This window comes from Chelatococcus sp. HY11, assembly GCF_018398335.1.
Taxonomy (GTDB): domain Bacteria; phylum Pseudomonadota; class Alphaproteobacteria; order Rhizobiales; family Beijerinckiaceae; genus Chelatococcus.
The window spans coordinates 1692576-1714591 of sequence record NZ_JAHBRX010000001.1; the positions used below are offsets into that span (position 1 = coordinate 1692576).

Here is a 22016-nt window from a genome sequence, read left to right on the forward strand (position 1 = left end):
CGATGCGATGGCGAACCCTCACGACTGTTGGCCGTGTTCTTGGCCGTGTTCTTGGCCGAACGGCCCGCCCCTAAGCCAGTAGACAAGGTTCGTCTCCGTCAAGAATCGATTGAAACGATTCGGCAGGGACAAAAATGTTTCAGGAGGAAACCAACCGATGAAGATCACCTCGATAGAGACCTTGCGCACCGAGGAATTCGCCAATGTCCTCTGGGTGCGCATCCACACGGATTCCGGATTGATCGGGCTCGGCGAAACCTTCTATGGCGCCGGCGCTGTCGAGGCCCATATCCATGACACGCTCGCGGGCCGCCTGCTCGGCCGCGATCCCCTCCATATCGAGGCCATCCACCGCGACATGGTGAATCTGCCGATGGCGCAATCCTCGACCGGCGTCGAGTATCGCGCGGCCTCCGCGATCGACATCGCGCTGTGGGACCTGTTCGGCAAGGTCTGCAACCTGCCCGTCCACCAGATGCTCGGCGGCCTCTGCCGCGACAAGCTTCGCATCTACAACACCTGCGCCGGCTACGGCTACGTGCGCTCCAACAACATCAAGCCCGTCTCGAACTGGAATTTCGGCCAGAGCGAGGCCGCCGGTCCCTACGAAGACCTCGAAGCCTTCATGACGGACGCCGGTGCGCTCGCCGAGAACCTGCTCGAAAATGGCATCACGGCCATGAAGATCTGGCCGTTCGATCCGCCCGCCATCGAGAACCAGGGTCTCTACATCACCGCGGCGCAGCTCAAGAAGGCGACCCAGCCCTTCGAGAAGATCCGCAAGGCGGTTGGCGACAAGATCGACATCATGGTGGAGTTTCACTCCCTGTGGAACCTGCCGACCGCCAAGCAGATCGCCAAGGCGCTGGAGCCCTACAAACCCATGTGGTTCGAGGACCCGATCCGCATGAATTCGCCACAGGCGCTCGGTGAATATGCGCGCTCGACCGACGTCTGGGTCTGCGCCAGCGAGACGCTCGGCTCGCGCTGGCCCTACAAGGACATGCTCGATCGCGACGCCACCCATGTGGTGATGGTGGACCTGTGCTGGTCAGGCGGCCTGACGGAAGGGCGCAAGATCGCCGCGCTCGCCGAGACTTGGCATCGCCCCTTCGCCCCGCATGACTGCATCGGCCCCGTCGGCTTCGCGGCGGCGGTGCATACCTCCTTCAGCCAGCCCAACACGCTGATCCAGGAATCAGTGCGCGCCTTCTACACCGGCTGGTACAAGGAGCTCGTCACGGTGACGCCGACCATCAAGGACGGCTATGTCTATCCGATGGAGGGCCCCGGCCTCGGCCTCGACCTTCTGCCCGCCGTCTTCGACCGCACCGACCTGACGGTCCGCCGCTCGGCCGTCTGAGGAACCCATCCATGGCCAAGAACCTGTTTGACCTCACCGGGCAGACCGCCCTCGTCACCGGCTCCTCGCGTGGCCTCGGCCGCGCCATGGCACAGGGCCTCGCGGAGGCCGGCGCGGCAATCGTCCTGAACGGCGTCGATGCCGGGCGCCTGAAAACCGCCGCCGACGAAATGCGTGCCGAGGGCTTCACCGTGCATGAGGCGCCCTTCGACGTCACCGACGAGGACGCCATCAAGGCCGCCTTCGCCAAGCTCGACGCGGAGGGGATCGCTGTCGACATCCTCGTCAACAACGCCGGCATCCAGCTGCGCAAGCCGATGGTGGAGCTTGCGAGCGACGAATGGCGGAAGGTCATCGAGACGAACCTCACCAGCGCCTTCATCATCGGGCGCGAGGCGGCCAAGCGCATGATTCCGCGCGGCCGCGGCAAGGTCATCAATATCGGCTCACTCACCAGCGAACTCGCCCGCGCCACCGTGACCCCCTATACGGTCGCCAAGGGCGGCATCAAGATGCTAACGCGCGGCATGGCGGCCGAATGGGGTGAGCACGGCATCCAGGCCAATGCCATCGGCCCGGGCTACATGATCACCGACATGAACCAGGCGCTCATCGACAATCCGACGTTCGACGCCTGGGTCAAGGCGCGTACCCCAGCGCGCCGCTGGGGACGTCCGGAAGAGCTGATCAGCACCGTCGTCTATCTCGCAGCGCCGGCATCGAGCTATGTGAATGGCCAGCTGATTTTCGTGGACGGGGGCATGGCCTCGGTTCTCTAGGGCGCGTGGACGGTTGCCGCGGTAAACCTCCGCCGTCATTCCGGCGAGGCCGCCGGGAGCTTCCCGCGGTCATCCACCCTGAGCCTTGGCCCGATGGACGCCCCGCCCTCCCAGCGCCTCCGCGCGGATCCCTCCCCTCAGGGGAGGGCAGCCTCGCGCCCGCGAGGTCGGGTGGGGCGTCAGTCCGGCCCAATCGCCCCCTGTTCTCCCCTTCTCCTTGGGTCTACAAAAGCGCCTCTCACCTCTTGGAGCTCCCATGCAACGTTTCAAAGCCGTGCCGCTGACCGCAGAGGCCTTTGCACCCTATGGCGAAGTGCTCGTACACAAGGGCGAGGTCAAGCTGCAGCCCGTTCCCGATGCCTTCGATCGCACAGCTGACGCACCTGTGCCCTCGCTGGCCTTGCTGCGCATCGACGCGGCCAATGCGTTGCCGGTCGTGATCGATCGCCTTGAACGGCATCCGTTCTCCGCGCAGAGTTTTCTCCCGACGGAAGGCGGCCGTTGCCTGATCATCGTCTGCGATACGGCCGCCGACGGCTCGCCGGATATCGCGTCAACGAAAGCGTTCATCAGCGAGAAGCGGGAAGGCATCACCTACAAGCGCAACGTCTGGCACAGGAGTGTCACCGCGCTCGAAGCCCCGTCTCAGTTCGCGGTGGTCATGGCCCAGACCAGTGACGGCCGCGACAACCTCTTCTTCGACCTCGCGGCGCCGATCGAGATCGTCGCCGGTTGAAGCTTCTGCCAACCTGTTGCTTTTCCGTTTGATATCCGTTGGCCCGCATCCTAGCGTGCGGGCACGAACTGATGACGAGCTGGAGACACGGTGGTCCCGCAGCAAGCGACAGATGAGCTCGACGTTGTCTTCGACCTGCTGGTGATCGGGGGTGGCGTCAACGGCGTCGGCATCGCCCGCGATGCTGTCGGGCGTGGCCTGAAGGTCATTCTGTGCGAACGTGAGGACTTGGCCTCCGCCACATCCTCGGCCTCCAGCAAACTCATCCACGGCGGCTTGCGCTATCTCGAACAATATGAATTCCGGCTGGTCCGCGAGGCGCTGGCCGAGCGGGAAGTGTTGCTCGGCATCGCGCCCCATATTGTGCGGCCGCTTCGTTTCGTGCTGCCGCACAATGCCACGCTGCGGCCGGCCTGGATGATCCGTGTCGGCCTTTTTCTCTACGATCACCTCGCCAAGCGCTCACGCCTGCCGGGCTCGCACGGGATCGACCTGCGGCAGGGCGCGGAAGGCGCGCCGCTGAGAACAGAGCTGACGAAGGGTTTCGTCTATTCGGATTGCGCCGTCGATGACTCCCGCCTCGTGGTGCTGAACGCCATGGACGCCGCCCAACGCGGCGCCGAAATCCTGACCCGCACCGCCTGCACCGCCGCCCGCCGCGAGGGCACGCTGTGGCATGCGACGCTGACGGACGAAGACGGCCGCACACGCCCCGTAAAGGCCCGCGCGCTCGTGAACGCGGCGGGCCCCTGGGTCACTGATGTGCTCCAGCATGTCCTGCATGCGAACTCCCGGGATCACCTCAGGCTTGTCCAAGGCAGCCATATCGTCGTGCCTCGCCTCTATGAAGGCGACCACGCCTATATCCTGCAGAACCCGGACGAGCGCATCGTCTTCGTCATCCCCTACCACCGCGCCTATACGCTCATCGGCACAACGGACGTGGCCTATGACGGCGATCCCGCCGTCGCGGCGATCTCCCCCGCCGAGACCACCTATCTCTGCGAATCCGTCAGCCGCTACTTCGCGCGCCAGGTACGACCCGACGAAGTGGTGTGGACCTATTCCGGCGTGCGGCCGCTCTATGACGATGCCGACCAGAATGCATCGGCGAACAATCCCTCGACGGTCACGCGCGACTATGTGTTCGACGTCTCCGGCGGCAGCGATGGGACCCCGCCGCTGCTGTCGGTCTTCGGCGGCAAGCTGACGACCTATCGCAGGCTCGCCGAGCACGCGCTCGACAAGCTGGCGCCGTTTCTCAACGCCTCGGCCACCGGCTGGACGAAAACCGCCCCCCTGCCCGGCGGCGACCTCGGAGGCGTCAGCATAGAGGCCTTCGCGCGTGACTTTGCCGCCCGTCATCCCTGGCTGCCCGCCGATCTCGCCTCCCGCTATGTCCACAGTTACGGGACACTCGCGGCGAAGCTTGTCGGCGACGCGCTGTCCCTCGCCGATCTCGGCGAGCATCTTGGCTCAGGGCTCTATGCCCGCGAGGTGGACTATCTCGTGGCCCATGAATGGGCCCGCAGCCCGGACGATATCCTCAACCGCCGCACCAAGCTCGTGATCGAGGCAAACCCGGCCATGCGCGACAGACTCGCCGGCTGGTTCGCCCAGAACGCCCGATCCAACCCTTTAGCCGTCTCACGAGCGCGCTGAGCGGCAAGACGGCTCGATACGTCCTTCGTTGAGCGCGCGCCCTCTCCTCCCTGTCTCAGCTTGAGATAAGGATGCGTTAAATCCTTCCGATCGCACAAGTAAGCTATTCGTCTCCGAAGTTTAACGCGGATGATATTTTTCACTCTACGAGATTTAAACTTAACAATTACGCTGCATAATAGTGGCCAGCCAGATGGCCCAAAGGGATAAAACATGCTCCGTTCAGTCGCCACCACGCTTTCATTGATCGCCGCCATGAATACCGCACTTGCATGCACGGCCGTCGATATCGTCGCCGCCGACAAAAGCGTCATCGCCGGGCGAACCATGGAGTGGGCATTCGATATGCAATGGACCCTGGTGAGCCAGCCGAAGGGCACGGAGCTGACGCTGACGGCGCCGAAGGACACCGGATTGCCCGCAAAGACCGTGACCACCCGCTACAGCGTCGTGGGCGTGAGCGCAGGCATCATCCCGGGCGGGACATTGCTCGATGGCCAGAATTCCGAGGGCCTGTCGATGAGCGGCAATTTTCTTCCGGGCTTCACACAGTATCAAGCGGTGACCGCGCAGGATAAGGACTACCAGTCGATCCTGACATTCGGCAGCTGGGCGCTGGGCAACTTCGCCACCGTCGATGCGCTGCGCGACGCGCTCAAGACCATGCAAGTCTGGGCGGACGACAGCCTGCCGACCGGCCCCACGCCGGCGACCATTCACTTCCTCTTCGTCGATCGCAGCGGAGCGGGAATGGTCGTCGAATACGTCAATGGCGAGGTGCAGATCCATGACAATGTCGCGAAGGTCTTGACCAACGCGCCGACCTACGACTGGCACCTCAACAATGTTCGCAACTACTTGAACCTGTCGACCGTGGGGGTGCCTGAGCGGCAGGTCGGCACGGTGAACGTGACCGAGCTCGGCCAGGGCGGCGGCCTTTTGGGTATGCCCGGCGACTACACGCCGCCATCGCGCTTCGTGCGCGCCGCGATGCTGCGGCATGGGATAACCGAGCCGAAGACCGCCGCGGAAGCGACACAGGCGGTCGCGCATATCCTCAACAACGTGGACATACCGATCGGCATCGCGCAGTCACGCATGCCTGACGGCAAGATGGTCTCTGACTATACGCAGTGGGTCGTCCTGAAAGACGTAACGAACAACCGTCTCATGATTGCCGATTACGACAATCGCCTCAACTATCTCACGATTGATCTTGCCCCGATCTTCGCGGAGACCAAGCCAAGCGCCAAGCTTGTGAGCAAGCTGCCATACCCGAAGCCGGTCTCCGGCGCCGCCGCACTGCAGCCCTGACACCGCAAGCCTCACGCCCGACCGGGCGTGAGGCTCTCCTCACAACTACCCTTGCGGCTTCCTTTGGACGCCGGCACATCAGGCGACGTCAGCGGCTTCCACGGCGATCGCCGCCGACTGGATGATCGCGGCGAAACGCACCGCCGTCTGGATCGCTTCCGTCGTCACGCCTCCCTTGCGCAGCACGTCCTCATGGGCGTCGATGCACATGCCGCAGCCGTTGATGGCCGATACCGCCAGCGACCAGAGCTCGAAGTCGAGCTTCGGCACACCCGGATTGCCGATGACATTCATGCGGAGCTTCGCTGGCAGCGTCTTGTAGTCCTTGTTCGCGGCCAGATGCACGAAGCGATAGTAGACGTTGTTCATGCCCATGATCGCGGCCGCGGCCTTTGCCGCCGTCACGGTCGCCTCGTCGACATGCGCCGCCGCCTCGGCAACGAGGGCCTTGCGCACGACCTCATTCCGCGAGGCGATGCCGCATGCGACGAAGAGCCCGTATTTCTGTGCCGGCGTCAGGCTTTCGTCGCTCCCCATGGACGAAAGATTGAGGCGGACATCCTTGGCGAAATCCGGGATCTGGGACTTGAGCGTATCAATCGACATCGGAACCCTCGACACAAAAATCCCGGCGACGCGGCCGGGACAGATAAGTGGCGGACCCCACAGGGGAGCCCGCCAATACGCGTTACATCGGCAACAGAATCACGCCGCCTTGAGCGTCTCGCCGCCAACCTCGCGGTTGCAGGGGCAGAGCTCGTCCGTCTGCAGCGCGTCAAGCACGCGCAGCGTGTCCTTGGGGGCGCGGCCGACGTTGAGGTTGGTCGCATAGACATGCTGGATGACATTGTCGGGATCGACGATGAAGGTGTAGCGATAAGCGACGCCATCGGGCGAACGCACGCCGAGGCCGTCAACGAGCGAGCCGTTGGTGTCGGCGAACGACCAGATCGGCAGCTTGTTGAGATCCTTGTGGTCGCGGCGCCAGGCCAGCTTGACGAATTCGTTGTCCGTGGAGCCACCGAGAACAACCGCGTCGCGATCGGCGAAGTCATCGGCAAGACGGGCGAATTCGGCGATCTCTGTCGGGCAGACGAAGGTGAAATCCTTCGGGTAGAAGAAGATGATCTTCCACTTGCCCGGGAAGCTTGCTTCGGTGACCGCCTCGAAGGCCGAGACCCCGCCTTCCTCGTGGTTGTTGAAGCCGGGTTTCACGCCGGTAACTTGGAATGTGGGCAGCTTGTCGCCGATACCGAGCATGCTTGAATCCTCGTCCAAAGATGATGCGGGGTTCACGTCGCGGCCTTGAATGCACGATCATGATTCCCTCTGGCCTTTGGCATAGCCCCTTCGGTGCAGTGCAATCAAACCGATTGTGCAAATGCGAACTATCGGCGATATCGATAGGTACAAGTCTCCCCGGACGCCGGCATGCGTGCATGCCGAGAGATCCTTGAACTTCGATTGGGCAAAGCGTGTTGAACGTCAGCTTCCGCCAGTTGCACTACCTCGTGGCGCTGTCCGAAACCATGTCTTTCTCTCGCGCCGCAGAGCGGGTCGGCGTAACCCAGTCGACCCTCAGCGCCGCCATACGGGCGCTGGAAACCGAGCTCGGCACCGACCTCGTGGACCGCTCCGCCAGAAGGATCCAGCTCCTGCCGGCCGGCGAGGCCGTCACGCGGCGCGCCAAGTCGATCATCGGCCTCGTGGAGGAGTTGCCGGAACATGTGGCGGAAGCGGTGCGTCCGCTGACCACACCGCTGCGTCTCGGCGTCATCCCCTCCGTCGCGCCCTTCATCCTGCCGAAGGTGGTTCCCAGTCTGCGTGACGCCTATCCGGAGCTGCATCTCTTCGTCCGCGAGGGGCTGACCCGCGCGCTGCTCGAAGCCCTGCGCACCGGCAGCCTCGACGCAGCGCTCATTGCCACGCCCTACAGCCTCGAAGGGCTGGAATGCGAGATTCTGGGCGATGATCCGTTCCATCTCGCGGTGCCGCTCGACCACCCCTTTGCCAATTGCGAAACCGTCGCGTTTGGTGAGCTTAAAGGCGAAAGGCTGCTGCTCCTCGAGGCCGGCCATTGCCTGCGCGAGCACGTCATCGCGGCGATAGGCCTCGACGACCTGCCAGAGGCAGACGATGTGCGGGCGGCCAGCATCATGACACTCGTGCAGATGGTCGAATTCGGCATGGGCGTGACGCTGCTGCCGGACATCGCCGTGGAGGCGGGCGCGACCCGCGGCGCACGCCTGCGACTTCTGCCCTATGCAGACGCCCGCGCCAAGCGCAGCCTAGCGCTCGTATGGCGCACCGGCGCCGCCCGGCGACGCGATTATCTGCTGCTGGCCGATCACCTGCGCGATCACTGCCTGCCCCACAGCGCGGCAAGGGCGGACGTTTAGCAGGCCCGTTGGCCGTGATCGCGCAATGGCGGACTTCGGCGGCGGCCGGCAGCCGCCCCTTGCCCCTGCCGGCCTTTCGGTTGATCCTGCGCGCCGACGTGACGAGGAAACGAACAGGACAGCGTGATGCGAACCGATCTCCCCGCGAATTCCTTCAAGTCCAGACTACAGGCGGGCAACCCGCTGATCGGCTTCTGGCTCACGACAGCAAGCCCGACTTCGACGGAAATCGCCGCCGGTGCGGGCTTCGACTGGCTGCTCATCGACATGGAGCATTCGCCAAACGAGCTGCCGGATATCGGCCACCATCTGCGTGCGGCGGAGGGCGGCGTGGCGGAGCCGATCGTCCGCGTGCCTTGGAATGAACCGGTCCTGGTCAAACGCCTGCTCGACATGGGTGCCCGCACCCTGCTCTTTCCTTATGTGCAATCGGCGGAGGAAGCGCGACAGGCGGTCGCCGCGACCCGCTATCCGCCGCACGGGATCCGCGGATTGAGCGGTCTCAGCCGCGCCAACCGCTATGGCCGCGTGCCAGACTATTTCGGACGGGCTGTCGATGAGATCTGCGTTCTGGTGCAGGTCGAAACCCGCCGGGGGCTCGACGCCATCGAGGACATCGCCGCGATCGACGGCGTCGATGGCCTGTTCATCGGCCCGGCCGACCTCTCCGCTGATTTCGGGAAGGCCGGCAAATGGCGTGAACCGGAGATCTGGAGCGCGATCATCGAGGGCGGCCGGCGCATCAAGGCCGCCGGAAAAGCGGCTGGCTTCCTGTCCGCCTCCGAGGCCGACTGCCGCGATGTCATCGCCGCCGGCTTCACCTTCGTTGCCGTGGGCATCGATGCCGGGATACTGGCGCGGCAGACGGACGCGCTCGTCAAAGCCTACAAAGGTTGAGCGTTCGGCGATTAGAGCGTCGTCGCGCTACCCCTCCCCGCAAGGAAGAGGGGCGAGGCAGGCGTTGCGTAGTTCGTCAACGGTTGGGTATCGCGACGCGTTGGGGAACGCCAGCGTGCTTTCCAGAAATCTCCACGTGAAACGCGCCCCTGCCCCTTGCGGGCAGGGGTAAGGGGTGGGGGCGCCACAGCAAGCATCCCGACGCTTGTGGAGGCCGCTTATTCGCCGGGCCGCCGTGCCATGAAGCCGAAATCACAACCTTCGTCGGCCTGTGTCACGCTGTCGTGGTAGAGCCTGGCATAGCCCCGCTCCGGGACAGGGTGCGGCGGCTCGGCCGCGTGGGCCGCCTGCCGCGCCGCCATCTCGGCCTCGTCGATGAGGAGATCGATGCGACGCGACGCGACGTCGAGGCGGATGCGATCGCCCGTCCGCACCAGCGCCAGCGGACCGCCGACAGCAGATTCCGGCGTGATATGCAGGACGATGGTGCCGAAGGCCGTACCGCTCATACGGGCATCCGAGATGCGCACCATGTCCTTCACGCCCTGTCGGCCGAGTTTTTTCGGGATAGGCAGATAGCCGGCCTCAGGCATTCCGGGCGCGCCCTTCGGGCCCGTGTTGCGGAGGACCAGCACATCGTCGGCATTGACGTCGAGGTCGGGATCGTCGATGCGCGCGCCCATGTCGGCGACGTTCTCGAACACCACCGCCCGCCCCTCATGCTGCAGCAGCGCCGGGCTCGCCGCCGCCTGTTTGATGATGGCGCCGCGCGGCGCGAGATTGCCGTAGAGCACCGCCATGGAACCGACATCCTTGATCGGCGCACCGCGCGTACGGATGACATCCTGCCCCGGCACGTCCTCAGCCGCGGCGACGACATCGCGCAACGTACCGCCCGCGACGGTCGGCGCATCGAGATCGATGAGGTCGCCAAGATTGGCCAGAAGCTTGGGGACGCCACCGGCGTGGTGGAAATGCTCCATATAATGCTGGCCGGACGGCTTGAGATCCACGAGGACTGGCGCCAGGCGGCCGATCTCGTCGAGTTCGTCCAGCGAGAAGGCATGTGGCGTCCGGTTGGCGATGGCCGCCAGATGAACGACGCCATTGGTGGACCCGCCGATGGCCTGCAGCACGACAGCCGCATTGCGGAACGCGGCCGGCGTCAGGAGTTCGCTCGGCCTCAGGCCTCCGGCGACCGCCATCTCCGCCGCGCGTCGTCCGCTCGCCTCGGCAAGGCGCACGCGCTCCGCGTGAGGTGCCGGGATGGTGCCGCTCATCGGCAGCGAGAGGCCCATGGCCTCCGTTACGCAGGCCATGGTACTGGCGGTGCCCATCACCATGCAGGTGCCGACCGACGGGGCGAGGCGGCCGTTGACCACTTCGATTTCCGCCGCATCTATCTCGCCGGCGCGATGCGCGCCCCACAGGCGGCGACAATCGGTGCAGGCGCCGAGCACCTCCCCCTTGTGATGGCCGACGACCATCGGGCCGACCGGCACGACGACCGTCGGCAGGTCGACGCTGGCTGCCGCCATGATCTGCGCGGGTAATGTCTTGTCGCAGCCGCCGATGACGACTACCGCGTCCATCGGCTGGGCGCGGATCATCTCCTCGGTGTCCATCGCCATCAGGTTGCGCAGGAACATCGATGTCGGATGCGCGAAGCTCTCGTGGATGGAGATGGTCGGGAACACCATGGGCATGGCGCCGGCCAGCATGACGCCGCGCTTCACGGCCTCGACCAGTTGCGGCACGTTGCCGTGGCAGGGGTTATAGTCGCTGTAGGTATTGGTGATGCCGACGATCGGACGATCGAGGGCATCGTCGGAATAGCCCATGGCCTTGATGAAGGCCTTGCGCAGAAACAGCGAAAATCCATCGTCGCCGTAGCTGGTCAAACCCTTGCGCAGCCCACGGGCCATATCCGTATCCTCACCGACAATCCGTCTTGATTATCCCTAACCTCCTGAAAAGCATGGCTTCGCAGCGGTCCGGTCGAACCACTCTAAAGTGATCCCGGCCCGGCGGCCATGACCAAGATGGGAGGCAGCGGCGATTTTTTGGCATGTTGGCTGACGTTTCAGCGAGGTTCGCCTGACGCGAAGGGCCTCATCGCAATGCCGGCCTCCGTCAACGCGGCACGCACCGCAGCTGCGGCGGCCACCGCCTGTGGATTGTCGCCATGCACGCAGATGGAATCGATCACCACCTTCAGGCGCTTGCCCGAGGTGGTGATGATGGCTCCCTCCTCCACCATGCGCATGACATGGGCGACGATAGCGTCAGGCTGGTGCAGGACTGCCCCGGCGATCTTGCGGCTCGTGAGGTTGAAACTGTCGTCATAGGTACGGTCGGCGAAAATTTCCCGTGCCAGCGGCAGCCCCGCGGCCTCGCCCGCCCGCTCAAGCGCAGTGCCCGGCATGACCAGGAAGACGAGATCACGATCGACGGCGCGGATCGCGCCTGCGAGGGCGCGTGCGAGATCGTCGTCCTCGGCCGCGATATTGGAGAGCGCGCCGTGCAACTTCACATGGGTCACCCGATGGCCCGCGAGCGCCGCGACGCTCTGGAAAGCACCGATCTGATAGGCGACCATCGTCGCGGTATCGGACGGACTGTCGCCGCGGATCACCCGCCGTCCGAAGCCCCAGAGATCGTTGAAGCCGGGATGCGCCCCGATGGAGACGCCCTTGGCCTGTGCCTCACGGGCAACATTGGCCATAATAAGGGGGTCACCAGCGTGGAATCCGCAAGCCACATTGGCAGAGGTGATGATGTCGAGCATCGCCGAGTCGTCACCGATGCTCCACGGGCCAAACCCCTCGCCCATATCGGCATTCAGATCCACGGGCATGTGAGTTTTCCCCATTCTACAGACTTGCGACACCAGCATAGAGGCAGGCATCGAAGGCTTTCCAGAGCGCAATGCCGTGCCACAACACACAGAATAGCGCGACAAACCCATCCTTCGTTAAGGATGTAATTCATATTCCCTGCCAAGGTCACCGCTCAGAGCGTTGAGCGTAGGCGTAACAGGGTAGTCGACGGCACATGCAATCTCCGGCACAGCCTCCGAAACTGAACAACCCGCGTGGTGATTCGTACCTCGCCAAGGGCGGGGAGCGTGGACATAGACCGGCTACGGCTTCGGATTCCCACGAGCGATCAAGCTATGCACCAGCCGGGCTCAAGCCTGATCCGCTGGATGGCCCACCCGCGCCAAGCTGGTTGCAGTTCTTCGCCATGGGCTCGAACGCCCGTTTCACCCGCACACCGGACTACCTGTTGCGGACGGACTATGATTCGGCGACGGATGCCGGCGACAGCACGCGGCTGATGCCGGCAGCAAGCGACATCGCCGACGCGCTTTATCGGGAAGACCGCGCCGCCATGGAAACGCGGCTGCCGCCAACGACGCTTCCTCCACCGTCGCTGATGCCGCTCCATACCGCGCAGAACCGCGCCTCGCCGGCCGCCGATAAGCAATATGTCTGGCGTGACGCGCCGCGCCAGCTATCCGCAAGCGCGCCGCCCGCATCCGAGGAGCCCCTGCATCAGCCCCCCCCTGTCGCGGAGCTGGCATCACCTCACTCCAATTTCACCGCCACCCATGAGGCCTATGAGGCCCATAACATGGAAGACGCGCGTGCCCCCGCTGATATTCGGCGCGCCGGTCTCGTCGAAGACGAAGCCGAGCATTGGCCCGATGGCGTCTGGGACATGTCCGAACATGAATGGCCTGACGCAGATCCGTTCCAGGTCATCGAGGACGACGGCGATGAGACCGCTGCCCAGGCTGCGCCGGGCCGTCTCTCGCACCTTCAGAGCCTCGTCGAGATCATTCAGGTCGGCCTCACGTCTCTGCCTCGCAGGGATGCGACGCAGGACAATGATCCCACTGCCAAGCAGCCCATCGATACGCCGGCCTCTCTCGCCGACGAGCGCGCGCCTGCCAGTGACGCCCCCGTGGCAGCGCATGGCGAGGCATCAAAACGCCGTCCGCCACCGCTGATCGCCCGTCAGAAGGCATCGCGGCAGCAAGCTGCGGCGGACATTCCGGCGGCAGCAGCTGCTCCGGCTCCGCTCGCACCCTCGGTTTCTGTCAATGTCTCATTCGGATGGCTGCCGCCCGCCATGGGTCCTGATGTGGCCTTAGGACCTGTGGTGGACCTGAGACCCATCGTGGACTTGGAGTCTGTCTTGGACTTAGGTCCCGATCCGGATATGGACGTTGTGTCGGAGGCTACGGTTGATGAAAAGGCCGCAGTCGAAAAGGACGCCGTGGACACCGCCGAGGACGCTGCCGCCGCCATATCCATGGAAAGCGCGGCGCCAATTGAGGTTGAGTCCGAATCCTCTCCTTCAGCCCTGCCCGTAACGGAGCAGACTCCGGAACGGCACCCGATGCCACGCCTGCTTGGCGCCGGCTTCGAGCTGCCAGCGCTCGAACTGCTCACGGAACCCTCGGCAGCTGAGCCCAATCTGGAGCACTCCGAGGAGTTGCTCGAGAAAAATTCGGTCGGCCTGCAGCAGATCCTGCATGACTTCGGCATCCGTGGCGAGATCATCGATGCCAATCCGGGCCCTGTCGTGACGCTCTACGAGCTGGAGCCCGCGCCCGGCACCAAGTCCTCCCGCGTCATCGGGCTGGCCGACGACATCGCCCGTTCCATGAGCGCCATCTCGGCCCGCGTCGCCGTGGTGCCCGGTCGTAACGTCATCGGCATCGAACTGCCGAACAAGACACGTGAGACCGTCTGGCTGAGGGAGCTTCTGTCGAGCCGCGATTTCGAGACGGCGCAGATGAAGCTCGGCCTGTGCCTCGGCAAGACCATCGGCGGCGAGCCGATCATCGTCGATCTCGCGCGCATGCCGCATCTGCTCGTCGCCGGCACCACCGGCTCGGGCAAGTCGGTCGCCATCAACACCATGATCCTGAGCCTGCTCTACCGGCATTCGCCGGAAGCCTGCCGGCTTATCATGATCGATCCGAAGATGCTGGAGCTTTCCATCTACGAGGGTATCCCGCATCTCCTGACGCCGGTCGTGACCGATCCGCGCAAGGCGGTCGTCGCCCTGAAATGGGCGGTGCGCGAGATGGAGGATCGCTACAAGAAGATGTCGAAGCTCGGTGTGCGCAACATCGACGGCTTCAACGCCCGCGCCGTCGAGGCGCGCGCCCAGGGCACCCAGGACGACTTCCTCGACAGCGATGGCGAGCCCATCGACATGACCCCCCTGCCCTATATCGTGGTGGTGGTCGACGAGATGGCCGACCTGATGATGGTCGCGGGCAAGGACATCGAAGGCGCCATCCAGCGCCTCGCCCAGATGGCCCGCGCCGCCGGCATCCATCTGATCATGGCGACGCAACGTCCGTCGGTTGATGTCATCACCGGCACCATCAAGGCGAATTTCCCGACCCGCATCTCCTTCCAGGTGACGTCGAAGATCGACAGCCGCACCATTCTCGGCGAACAGGGCGCCGAACAGCTGCTCGGCCAGGGTGACATGCTCTATATGGCCGGTGGCGGCCGCCTCACCCGCGTGCATGGTCCCTTCGTCTCAGACCGAGAGGTCGAGAAGGTGGTCGATCATCTCAAGCTGCAGGGTCGGCCCGATTATCTCGACGCCGTCACGACGAGCGACGACGACGAGCAACCCGCGCCGGAGGCGACCGGTGAAGGCGAGGATGGCGCGGTCTTCGACAAGACCGGCATGGGCTCCTTCGGCGAGGAAGGCGGCGACCTCTATGATCAAGCCGTCATGATCGTGCTGAGGGACAAGAAGGCCTCGACCTCCTATATCCAGCGCCGCCTCCAGATCGGCTACAACCGCGCGGCCTCGATCATGGAGCGCATGGAGAACGAGGGCATCGTCGGCCCGGCCAACCACGCGGGCAAGCGCGAGATTCTGAAGGAGATGTGAGCCGCTCTGCCACGCGGATGCGAAGGCCCGGCACAGCCGGGCCTTTTTTATTGTCCGTTCTGCGGAGTGGGGGCAGCCACGGCGAACTCCGGGCCCGCCGAGACCTCCTCAAAACCGCATCGAGCCCGTCTCGATAAACCGCTGGTGCCAGGAGAGCGCTTCACCGGGCAGGCATGGCGACTGCTGGCCGTAGGAGTGCTCACGAGCACGTTGGAAATAGTCCGCGAGCGCCGGGCGGAAGTCCGGATGGGCGCAGTTCTCGATGATCACCTTGGCGCGCTGTTTGGGCGAGAGACCGCGCAGGTCCGCGAGCCCCTGTTCGGTCACGATGACCTGCACATCCTGGTTGATATGGTCGACGTGGCTCGCCATCGGCACGATCGCCGAGATCTGCCCCTTCTTGGCCGTCGACGGCGTGACGAAGATCGAGACATAGGCGTTGCGGGCGAAATCGCCCGAGCCGCCGATGCCGTTCTGGATGCGGGAGCCCATCACGTGGGTCGAATTGACATTGCCGTAGATGTCGGCCTCGATCAGGCCGTTCATGGCGATGCAACCGAGGCGACGGATGATCTCCGGGTGATTGCTGATCTCCTGCGGGCGCAGGATGATGGCATGCCGGAAGCGATCCATATCCGCATTGAGGGCCGCAGCCGCCTCCGGGCTGAGCGAGAAGCTGGTGGCCGAGGCCATCCTCAGCTTGCCAGCGGCAAGGAGATCGAGCATGCCGTCCTGGATGACTTCCGTATAGGCGGTCATGTTCTCGAAGGGGCTGTCGAGCAGGCCCGCGAGCACCGCATTGGCGATGTTGCCGACGCCCGATTGCAGGGGCAGCAGCGAGGGCGGCAGACGGCCCCGGGCGACTTCATGCTCGAAGAACTCGAGGAGATGGCCGGCGATGGCGCGCGCGTCCGCGTCGGGAGGCGAGAACGGCAGGTTGCGGTCGGGCGCATCGGTCTCGACGATGGCGACGATCTTCTCCGGGTCGCAGCGCAGAACCGTCTCCCCGATGCGATCATCCGGACGCGTAAGCGGAATGGGCACCCGGTTCGGCGGAAGCGCCGTGCCGTAGTAGATGTCGTGCATGCCCTCGAGCGCAGCATTCTGCCAGCTGTTGACCTCGAGGATCACCTGGCTCGCCTGCTCGATCCAGGTCTTGTTGTTGCCGACCGACGACGACGGAATGAGGCTGCCGTCGGCGCGAATGCCGGCTACCTCGATGACAGCCGTGTCGAGCGGGCCGAGAAAGCCCTGCCACGCCATCGGCGCGACCTGGCTCAGATGCATGTCGAAATAATCCATCTCGCCGCGGTTGATCTTCTCCCGGGCGATCGGATCGGAATTGTAGGGCAAGCGAAACTCGATACCGTCGGCCTTGGCCAAGGCGCCGTCGAGCTCCGGGCCGGTCGAGGCGCCGGTCCAGATGCGGACGCGGAACGGATCCCCGGCGGCATGGGCCGCCTCGATGCGTGCCGCGAGCGCGAGCGGCACGGCCTTCGGATAACCAGAGCCGGTGAAACCGCTCATGCCGATCGTCGTACCGGAAGCGATGAGCGATGCCGCCTCCTCAGCGGTCGCAATTTTGGTCCGCAGCCGCTCACTGGCGATACGCCGACGATCGATCACGCCGTTTCCTCCTGTGCGTTTCAAGCCATCGCGCCGGCTATCGAGCCGGCATCTAATGATGCTCTACACAGGACACCCATGGCTCCGTGTCAATTCGCAAAGACTCTCAAGAGCAATTATGCGGCAATTACACGCAAAACTGAACGTAATCCTCACGATATAGTTTCATTTGCGACGAAACCCAATGGTTTCAGTCGAAATCATCCAAGACGAGGCGATGGCAACTTTATACCATAGTCGTAGATCAATCGTCGCGGCCACGCGAAGACATGCCGGGGTTCAACTGCGCGTCAGGACACGGACGTCTCCCCGGCGAGAGAGCACATTGACGACGACCTGATGCCCTGCCCGGCGCAAGGCGACGTCCACCGATCCCTCGCCCACCGCGAGACGGCGCAAGGTGACCTCGTCGAGGAAATCGGGAAGCGCCGGCTCATCGAAGACCGTCTCGCGTTCGTCCATGTTGAAACCAAGCCCAAGGCACGACTGGATCAGCGACAGGGGCGCCGCCGCCGCCCAGGCCTGAGGAATACAGGCAACCGGATAGAATGTGGGGCCCCGGCTGCGCTGGCGCGGAAAACCGCAGAACAGCTCGGGCAGCCGGCGATGATCAATGTACAGGGACGTGGAAAACAGCCCTTCGAAGATCCGGGCCGCCTGAGCACGGAAGCCGTAGCGGGCGAAGCCGGCCGCGACAATCGCATTGTCATGGGGCCAGACAGAACCATTGTGGTAACTCATGGGATTGTAGCGCGCCTCGGTGGATGCGACCGTGCGTACGCCCCAACCCGAAAACGACGAGCGCGCCATCAGCGTTTCGACGACGAGAGGCGCCCGCTCGGGCAACGCAATGCCCGTGAAGAGCGCATGACCGGCGTTGGAGGCCCGCACGCGGCAGGGACTTTTATGCCCGTCGAGCGCGAGCACGTAGGTTGAGAGCTCCTCATCGAAGAAGCTCTCGTCAAAACGCATGCGCAGCATGCGCGCCTTGTCATTGAACTCTTGCGCGCGGCGCCCGTAACCGAGCGCCCGGGCAACGCGCGCCGCGGCCTGCCAGGCGCCGTAGACGTAAGCCTGGACCTCCACAAGCGCGATGGGGCCCGAGGCCAAGGTGCCATCGGCGTGGAAGATGGAATCGTGGCTATCCTTCCAGCCCTGGTTGATCAGCCCGTCGGCGGTGCGCCGGCCGTACTCCACGAAACCGTCGCCGTCGCGATCACCGTCGGTCTCGATCCATTTCAGCGCCGCGTCGATATGCGGCCAGAGCTTTGTCATGATGCCGAGATCGCCGGTCCGTTCGAAATAGGCACCGGCCAGCATGACGAAGAGCGGCGTGGAATCGACACTGCCGTAGTAGCGCCGGAACGGCACTTCACCGAGTTCCGCCATCTCGCCCTGGCGCAGCTCATGCAAGATCTTCCCGGGCTCGGCGTCCGCGACCGGATCGTGCCGGGTGGCCTGATTGGCGGCGAGATGACAGAGCACCCCGCGGGCGACATTAGGATCGAGCCATAGCATCTCCAGCGCGGTGATCAGCGCATCACGGCCGAACACAGTACTGAACCAGGGGATGCCGGCATAGGGAAAGGGCCCCTCCGGCGTGTCGGTGACCAGCATGTAGAGATCGGACACGCTGCGACGGACCGCCTCGTTGCATATCTCGTTTGAGGTCGCGACGGTCGCGGCGCGGGACGATGAAATCCGCAGCGACCGTCGCGCATCGCGCAAGGCCATGAAGAAGGCCCGGCGGGTATCGTGATGGCCGGCAGACGCCTCGCCTGCCGCCTGCCCCCCGCGATGGCGGCCGCCATCGCAAAGGATTTCGATGAAGGCGAGTTGTGCCTCGCGCGGTGCCAGCGAAAACTCGAACACGGCCAGCGATGATGTCAGCACGACCGGGGCGGGGTCGAAATGAAGGCTGGTATCGCGCCGGCGGGCATCAAGGCCGGTATAGGCAAGCGTCACGGAGCGAGGCGTGATCTCCGCCGGGTGGTCGTGGCCACGCCTCCCGCGCCTGGTTCCGCGGACCTCGAAGATATCGGCGAAATCCGCCGCAAAGGCGATCTCAATGCGCACCTTGCGATGGCGCTCGTCGAAATTGCGGACGGAGAGACGCTCGAAACAGGCGCCGTTCCAGAGGAAACGCGACCGCCTGACATGGATGAGATCATGGCCAAGAACCAGCCGGCCAGTATCATCATAGAGGTCGGGATTGGTGAGATCGCAGGTCAGCGAGGCATTATCGTCGCGCAAGGTCGAAGATAATAGCATCGGCCTCACGCCGCCCATCGTGAGAAAGAAGTGCGACAGATGGCGCGTGTCGCGGTGATAGACGCCCTCTGGACTTCCCGGGCCTGCAAGCGCATCGCCGTTGTGATCGAAAACGGCGAAGGTGTCGCCGTGTTTCAGGGTGCGCGGCCGTCGCTCCTGGAGGGAGGCCGCCGCTGGAATGAAGAACTGGGCGAGCGGTGCATCGCCCACATTCAACGGTGCGGACGCATGCGCCGCTATCTCAGCCGTCCTTGTCTGCATGACGCTCGTCCGCTGTCATCATCCATCCTTAAGGCCGGAGCTCGCGTCGTCGGAGCTGATGCGACGGCGCGACCACCGACCTTGCGGCGTTGCCACCGTCAGGCGACAACCTGTAATGGCACATCCCTTAGCGGCGGAGATGGCTGCGCCTCCCCGGGGCTGTTTTCCAGGAGGCCCCGGTAAATTGTCACATAGGCACGGGCCATATGTTCCACCGTGAAACGGCGCAGGAAAGTCTCCCGAACCCGGCTCCGGCTCAGGTGATTGAGATGGCTGACCGCCTCAACGGCCTGATCCACGTCATGCACGATAAACCCGCTGACACCGTCGTCAATCACCTCGGGCACGGAGCCACTGCCAAAAGCAATGACGGGTGTGCCGCAAGCCATCGCCTCGATCATCACGAGACCAAAAGGCTCCGGCCAATCAATGGGAAAGAGCAGAGCTCGCGCGTTGCCAAGGAATGCAGGTTTCTGTTCGTCGTTGATTTCCCCGATGAAGCTCACATTGGGATGGACTGCGATCAACGGCGCGATGACTTCGTCCCAGTAGGCCTGATCGACCTTGTCCACCTTGGCTGCGATCTTGAGAGGCATTCCCGAACCCGCGGCGATCGCGATCGCGCGATCAGGACGTTTCTCGGGGGATATGCGCCCCAGGAACGCGAGATAGTCGCCCGCCGGTTCGGAGACAAACGGCAGCCTATCGACGGGCACTCCATGGGGCACCGTGCCGACCCAGTTCACCGGTGGCATCGGCCGGCGCTGGGCATCGGAGATCGAGATGAGCGGCAACTCGGGGAAGGCCCGATAGAAGGGCACGAGATCCGGCAGGTCGAGTCGCCCATGCAGCGTGGTCACCGTGCGGCTCGCGAAAGCGCTGACCAAGGGAGCGTGCAGCACATCGACATGAAAATGCAGGATATCAAACTCCTCGGCCCGACGTCGCACCTGATCAAGCATGATCATGTGATAAGGGATGGGATCGCGAACCGCGGGATTCAATCGCAGCGCCATGTCGGTGCAAGGCACGAGCTTCGCCCTGGTGCGCGAATCGCCACTGGCGAACAGCGTGACATCGTGCCCCAGCCGCACCAGCTCCTCTGTCAGAAAGGACACGATCCGCTCCGTGCCGCCATACAAGCGTGGAGGACAACATTCGGCGAGTGGAGCGATCTGGGCGATCCGGAGAGGCTTGCCGTCGATGGAAGATGTGTTGTGGACAGGACGAGGCAGAAATGTTGGCGCGGAACCTTCGATAGCTGTGCTCATGGCGTGAGTTTCCTGGCGCAGAACGCGCGCGCCCCCCGGGGCTGCCACCATGGACAGTTAATGCGCGGCAGCGCGATCGGATCCCTGCCGAACAGCAAAAAAAGCAGGGACCAAGCTTTGCGCGGAGCTGGCCACGGACGGCTTACCCAACCGCAAAACGCTTCAGTTACGCGGTGGCGAACGGCGGTCGAGCCCCTCACGCGCATCTGCCCTCAAAAGCCCGAGCTGTTCAACCGTCAGCCAAGCCATGACATGCTGGGACTGAACAGCTAGGCGGCCCGGCGGAAGAGCGCGTCAGTCCTGGGCCGTGAAGCGCACCGACACGCGCCCGCTGGGGAGCAACGGGAGAGCTTCCCAGCGCTTCCAGCGGATAGCCTGACACACATCCGCCCATCAGCGTGACTAGGGGACGCGCCATCCACAGCGCGTGAGTACGCCACGAGGGTCTTGTGTGAAGATCGCATTCTACCTCTGGACAGCACGAAAGAGCCTCTCTATAAGCCCCACTACGTTCTGCGTTTCGACCTGCTCGAAACAACAGCAGCGCCCGGGTAGCTCAGTTGGTAGAGCATGCGACTGAAAATCGCAGTGTCGGTGGTTCGATTCCGCCCCCGGGCACCATTTCCCTTATAAATCAATGAGTTGGATGTCTTCTCTCACAGATGGGAAAGAGACGATTTCCCTTTCCCAACTTTTCGGCCGTAAAACTCCCCATTCCGTTTAGGACGTCACTTTTCGCGCAGGCCGGATTTGGGAACTCGTGAGAACTCCACCGTGGGCGGGGCATGGTCCAGTTCCAGGCCGAGATGCCGGAGATGCGGGTAAGTCCATCGCCCCTTCTTGTTTCTGGAAACAAGACCGCCAGTCTACTATAGTGACGGCATGAGCACGGATAACCTCAACGCGAACCTGGGTTCCCGGATCAAACTTGAGCGCGAAAGCCGTGGCTGGTCGCTCACGGAGCTAGCTGAGCGCGCCTCTGTTTCCCGTGCCATGATTCATAAGATCGAACGGGGCGAAAGCAGCCCAACCGCCAATCTTCTCGGAAAGCTCTCGGGGGCTTTTGGGCTCACTATCTCCACTTTGATCGCTCGCGCGGAAACGAACCAGGGCCGACTTCTCAGGGCATCTGACCAGCCCGTATGGACCGACCCGGAGACTGGCTACTTGCGGCGTCAGATCTCCCCTCGATCAGATCTTCCTCTCGAGCTGGTGCATGTGACGCTGCCTCCCGGCAAGGAGGTTCCGATGCCCCGGTCCGCGTTTGCCTTCCTGCGTCAGCTCATTCACGTTCTAACGGGTGAACTGACCTTCGTGGAAGGGGGCGTCCGCCATCACATGGCCGCTGGAGACTGCCTCGAACTCGGAGCCCCCACGGACTGCGTCTTCGTCAATGAGAGCGCAGAGGACTGCGCCTATCTGGTGGCCGTACTATCCACTCAATGAGATTTACAACCGGATATTCTTGCGACGATATATCCACTATGATAGACAAAATCGTCACTA

General features: G+C 63.8%; 16 protein-coding genes and 1 tRNA gene. 10 read left to right on the forward strand and 7 right to left on the reverse strand.

Annotated elements, in window-relative coordinates; translation table 11 throughout:
* Positions 1-157: 157 nt before the first annotated feature.
* The 5 genes from KIO74_RS07900 (at position 158) to KIO74_RS07920 (ending at position 5854) form a co-directional block, all read left to right on the forward strand.
* On the forward strand, positions 158-1363 hold the full coding sequence (locus KIO74_RS07900) for a mandelate racemase/muconate lactonizing enzyme family protein (protein WP_213331490.1): 1206 nt from the start codon (positions 158-160) through the stop codon (positions 1361-1363).
* Between the two features lie 11 nt (positions 1364-1374).
* Complete coding sequence (locus KIO74_RS07905) at positions 1375-2142, forward strand: SDR family oxidoreductase (protein ID WP_213331491.1); 768 nt, start codon at positions 1375-1377, stop codon at positions 2140-2142.
* Between the two features lie 256 nt (positions 2143-2398).
* Positions 2399-2878, forward strand: a complete 480-nt coding sequence (locus KIO74_RS07910; protein WP_213331492.1) for an ureidoglycolate lyase — start codon at positions 2399-2401, stop codon at positions 2876-2878.
* A gap of 90 nt (positions 2879-2968) precedes the next feature.
* Positions 2969-4540: a glycerol-3-phosphate dehydrogenase gene (gene glpD / locus KIO74_RS07915; RefSeq protein ID WP_213331493.1), complete on the forward strand. Its 1572-nt coding sequence runs from the start codon at positions 2969-2971 to the stop codon at positions 4538-4540.
* Between the two features lie 213 nt (positions 4541-4753).
* Positions 4754-5854: a choloylglycine hydrolase family protein gene (locus tag KIO74_RS07920; protein WP_213331494.1), complete on the forward strand. Its 1101-nt coding sequence runs from the start codon at positions 4754-4756 to the stop codon at positions 5852-5854.
* A gap of 78 nt (positions 5855-5932) precedes the next feature.
* Here the strand turns inward: KIO74_RS07920 and ahpD are convergent, their stop codons facing one another.
* Together ahpD and KIO74_RS07930 are read right to left on the reverse strand one after the other, a co-directional pair.
* Positions 5933-6460 carry an alkylhydroperoxidase, AhpD family gene (ahpD, locus tag KIO74_RS07925; RefSeq protein WP_213331495.1) on the reverse strand — a complete coding sequence of 176 codons (528 nt, stop codon included), beginning with the start codon at positions 6458-6460 and terminating at the stop codon, positions 5933-5935.
* A gap of 99 nt (positions 6461-6559) precedes the next feature.
* Complete coding sequence (locus KIO74_RS07930; RefSeq protein WP_213331496.1) at positions 6560-7114, reverse strand: peroxiredoxin; 555 nt, start codon at positions 7112-7114, stop codon at positions 6560-6562.
* Between the two features lie 215 nt (positions 7115-7329).
* Here KIO74_RS07930 and KIO74_RS07935 point away from each other — a divergent pair, with 215 nt between their 5' ends.
* A complete protein-coding gene (locus KIO74_RS07935; protein ID WP_213331497.1) occupies positions 7330-8253 on the forward strand; it encodes a hydrogen peroxide-inducible genes activator in 924 nt (307 codons plus the stop codon).
* 126 nt (positions 8254-8379) lie between these two features.
* A complete protein-coding gene (locus KIO74_RS07940; RefSeq protein WP_213331498.1) occupies positions 8380-9150 on the forward strand; it encodes an HpcH/HpaI aldolase family protein in 771 nt (256 codons plus the stop codon).
* Positions 9151-9368: 218 nt separating this feature from the next.
* On the opposite strand, the gene KIO74_RS07945 is transcribed toward KIO74_RS07940, so the two are convergent.
* Both KIO74_RS07945 and KIO74_RS07950 read right to left on the reverse strand, forming a co-directional pair.
* Positions 9369-11075: an IlvD/Edd family dehydratase gene (locus KIO74_RS07945; RefSeq protein ID WP_213331499.1), complete on the reverse strand. Its 1707-nt coding sequence runs from the start codon at positions 11073-11075 to the stop codon at positions 9369-9371.
* 158 nt (positions 11076-11233) lie between these two features.
* Positions 11234-12007, reverse strand: coding sequence for a LamB/YcsF family protein (locus KIO74_RS07950; protein WP_213331500.1), 774 nt, complete (start codon positions 12005-12007; stop codon positions 11234-11236).
* A 197-nt stretch (positions 12008-12204) separates the two neighbouring features.
* Here KIO74_RS07950 and KIO74_RS31650 point away from each other — a divergent pair, with 197 nt between their 5' ends.
* Complete coding sequence (locus KIO74_RS31650; RefSeq protein WP_249730903.1) at positions 12205-15081, forward strand: DNA translocase FtsK; 2877 nt, start codon at positions 12205-12207, stop codon at positions 15079-15081.
* Between the two features lie 108 nt (positions 15082-15189).
* Here the strand turns inward: KIO74_RS31650 and scpC are convergent, their stop codons facing one another.
* The 3 genes from scpC to KIO74_RS07970 all read right to left on the reverse strand — a co-directional run bounded on the left by scpC (position 15190) and on the right by KIO74_RS07970 (position 20444).
* Complete coding sequence (scpC, locus tag KIO74_RS07960; protein ID WP_213331501.1) at positions 15190-16707, reverse strand: succinyl-CoA:acetate CoA-transferase ScpC; 1518 nt, start codon at positions 16705-16707, stop codon at positions 15190-15192.
* A gap of 279 nt (positions 16708-16986) precedes the next feature.
* Positions 16987-19239 (reverse strand): amylo-alpha-1,6-glucosidase, encoded by a 2253-nt coding sequence (locus KIO74_RS07965; RefSeq protein ID WP_213331502.1) that lies wholly within the window; start codon positions 19237-19239, stop codon positions 16987-16989.
* Between the two features lie 98 nt (positions 19240-19337).
* Positions 19338-20444 (reverse strand): glycosyltransferase family 4 protein, encoded by a 1107-nt coding sequence (locus KIO74_RS07970; RefSeq protein WP_291956519.1) that lies wholly within the window; start codon positions 20442-20444, stop codon positions 19338-19340.
* A gap of 611 nt (positions 20445-21055) precedes the next feature.
* On the opposite strand from KIO74_RS07970, the gene KIO74_RS07975 reads away from it, so the two are divergent.
* Both KIO74_RS07975 and KIO74_RS07980 read left to right on the forward strand, forming a co-directional pair.
* Positions 21056-21131: transfer RNA gene (locus tag KIO74_RS07975), tRNA-Phe, on the forward strand.
* A gap of 261 nt (positions 21132-21392) precedes the next feature.
* Positions 21393-21956 (forward strand): helix-turn-helix domain-containing protein, encoded by a 564-nt coding sequence (locus KIO74_RS07980; RefSeq protein WP_213331504.1) that lies wholly within the window; start codon positions 21393-21395, stop codon positions 21954-21956.
* Positions 21957-22016: the final 60 nt, after the last annotated feature.

Bases quoted from the DNA above. Each gene is read 5' to 3' on its own strand.
- KIO74_RS07900 (WP_213331490.1), top strand. From the start codon at position 158: ATGAAGATCACCTCGATAGAGACCTTGCGCACCGAGGAATTCGCCAAT.
- KIO74_RS07905 (WP_213331491.1), top strand. From the start codon at position 1,375: ATGGCCAAGAACCTGTTTGACCTCACCGGGCAGACCGCCCTCGTCACC.
- KIO74_RS07910 (WP_213331492.1), top strand. From the start codon at position 2,399: ATGCAACGTTTCAAAGCCGTGCCGCTGACCGCAGAGGCCTTTGCACCC.
- KIO74_RS07920 (WP_213331494.1), top strand. From the start codon at position 4,754: ATGCTCCGTTCAGTCGCCACCACGCTTTCATTGATCGCCGCCATGAAT.
- ahpD (WP_213331495.1), bottom strand. From the start codon at position 6,460: ATGTCGATTGATACGCTCAAGTCCCAGATCCCGGATTTCGCCAAGGAT.
- KIO74_RS07930 (WP_213331496.1), bottom strand. From the start codon at position 7,114: ATGCTCGGTATCGGCGACAAGCTGCCCACATTCCAAGTTACCGGCGTG.
- KIO74_RS07940 (WP_213331498.1), top strand. From the start codon at position 8,380: ATGCGAACCGATCTCCCCGCGAATTCCTTCAAGTCCAGACTACAGGCG.
- KIO74_RS07945 (WP_213331499.1), bottom strand. From the start codon at position 11,075: ATGGCCCGTGGGCTGCGCAAGGGTTTGACCAGCTACGGCGACGATGGA.
- KIO74_RS07950 (WP_213331500.1), bottom strand. From the start codon at position 12,007: ATGCCCGTGGATCTGAATGCCGATATGGGCGAGGGGTTTGGCCCGTGG.
- KIO74_RS31650 (WP_249730903.1), top strand. From the start codon at position 12,205: ATGCAATCTCCGGCACAGCCTCCGAAACTGAACAACCCGCGTGGTGAT.
- KIO74_RS07965 (WP_213331502.1), bottom strand. From the start codon at position 19,239: ATGCAGACAAGGACGGCTGAGATAGCGGCGCATGCGTCCGCACCGTTG.
- KIO74_RS07980 (WP_213331504.1), top strand. From the start codon at position 21,393: ATGAGCACGGATAACCTCAACGCGAACCTGGGTTCCCGGATCAAACTT.